The organism is Mesorhizobium sp. M7A.F.Ca.AU.002.02.1.1 (genome assembly GCF_003998535.1).
In the GTDB taxonomy this organism is placed as follows: Bacteria; Pseudomonadota; Alphaproteobacteria; order Rhizobiales; family Rhizobiaceae; genus Mesorhizobium; species Mesorhizobium ciceri.
The window spans coordinates 1-2,092 of record NZ_RZPB01000922.1; the positions used below are offsets into that span (position 1 = coordinate 1).

1 protein-coding gene is annotated in these 2,092 nt (G+C 63.7%); it reads left to right on the plus strand.

Going from position 1 to position 2,092, the window contains the following annotated elements:
* On the plus strand, positions 1-2,092 hold a 2,092-nt coding region (gene rpoB / locus EN879_RS33315; RefSeq protein WP_127274577.1), incomplete at both ends, for a DNA-directed RNA polymerase subunit beta.

Genomic DNA, 2,092 nt, shown 5'->3' on the forward strand with positions numbered 1-2,092 from the left:
TGATGGACGTGTCGCCCAAGCAGATGGTGTCGGTGGCCGCGGCCCTGATCCCGTTCCTGGAAAACGACGACGCCAACCGCGCTCTGATGGGCTCGAACATGCAGCGTCAGGCCGTGCCGCTGGTGCGCGCCGAGGCGCCGTTCGTCGGCACCGGCATGGAGCCGATCGTCGCCCGTGACTCGGGCGCCGCCATCGGCGCCCGCCGCGGCGGCATCGTCGACCAGGTGGACGCGACGCGTATCGTTATCCGCGCCACCGAAGATCTCGATCCGGGCAAGTCCGGCGTCGATATCTACCGGTTGATGAAGTTCCAACGTTCGAACCAGAACACCTGCATCAACCAGCGTCCGCTGGTTCGCATGGGCGACCGGGTCAACAAGGGCGACATCATCGCCGACGGTCCGTCGACCGAGCTCGGCGATCTGGCGCTCGGCCGCAACGTGCTGGTCGCGTTCATGCCGTGGAACGGCTACAATTACGAGGACTCGATCCTCCTGTCCGAACGCATCGTCGCCGACGACGTCTTCACCTCGATCCACATCGAGGAGTTCGAGGTCATGGCGCGCGATACCAAGCTTGGACCGGAGGAAATCACGCGCGATATCCCGAACGTCTCGGAAGAAGCGCTGAAGAACCTCGACGAAGCCGGCATCGTCTACATCGGTGCGGAAGTTCAGCCGGGCGACATCCTGGTCGGCAAGATCACGCCGAAGGGCGAAAGCCCGATGACGCCGGAAGAGAAGCTTCTGCGCGCCATCTTCGGCGAAAAGGCGTCCGATGTGCGCGACACCTCGATGCGCATGCCTCCGGGCACATTCGGCACCGTCGTCGAGGTGCGCGTCTTCAATCGCCACGGTGTGGAGAAGGACGAGCGCGCCATGGCGATCGAGCGCGAGGAGATCGAACGCCTCGCCAAGGACCGCGACGACGAGCAGGCCATTCTGGACCGTAACGTCTACGCGCGTCTTTCCGACGTGCTCGTCGGCAAGGAAGCGATCGCTGGACCGAAGGGCTTCAAGAAGGGCTCGACGCTGTCCAAGGATACGCTCGACGAGTATCCGCGTTCGCAGTGGTGGCAGTTTGCCGTGGAGAACGAAAAGCTCCAGAGCGAGCTGGAAGCGCTGCGTGGCCAGTACGACGATTCCAAGAAGGCGCTCGAGCAGCGTTTCATGGACAAGGTCGAGAAGGTCCAGCGCGGCGACGAAATGCCTCCGGGCGTCATGAAGATGGTCAAGGTCTTCGTGGCCGTGAAGCGCAAGATGCAGCCCGGCGACAAGATGGCCGGCCGTCACGGCAACAAGGGTGTCGTGTCGCGGATCGTTCCGGTGGAGGACATGCCTTTCCTCGAGGACGGCACGCATGCCGATATCGTGCTCAACCCGCTGGGTGTGCCGAGCCGCATGAATGTCGGCCAGATCCTGGAAACGCATCTGGGCTGGGCATGTGCGGGCATGGGCAGGAAGATCGGCGAGCTGATCGACACGTACAAGGCAGCCGGCGACATCAAGCCGCTGCGCAAGACGCTCGAGAGCTTCATCCCGGCCAACGACCGCAACGAGCCGGTTCGTGACTATGACGACGAGAGCATCGTTCGCCTCAGCGAGCAGATGCGCCGCGGCGTCTCGATCGCGACCCCGGTGTTCGACGGCGCGCATGAGGCTGACATCAACATCATGCTGGAGCAGGCGGGCCTGCACAGCAGCGGTCAGTCGCAGCTCTATGACGGACGCACGGGCGAGCCGTTCGATCGCAAGGTGACGATGGGCTACATCTACATGCTCAAGCTTCACCATCTCGTGGACGACAAGATCCACGCGCGTTCGATCGGTCCGTACTCGCTCGTCACCCAGCAGCCGCTGGGCGGCAAGGCGCAGTTCGGTGGCCAGCGCTTCGGCGAGATGGAGGTCTGGGCGCTGGAAGCGTACGGCGCCGCCTACACGCTGCAGGAAATGCTGACGGTGAAGTCCGACGACGTCGCCGGCCGTACCAAGGTCTACGAGGCGATCGTGCGTGGCGACGACACCTTCGAGGCCGGCATCCCGGAGAGCTTCAACGTTCTCGTCAAGGAAATGCGGTCTCTCGGCCTCAACGT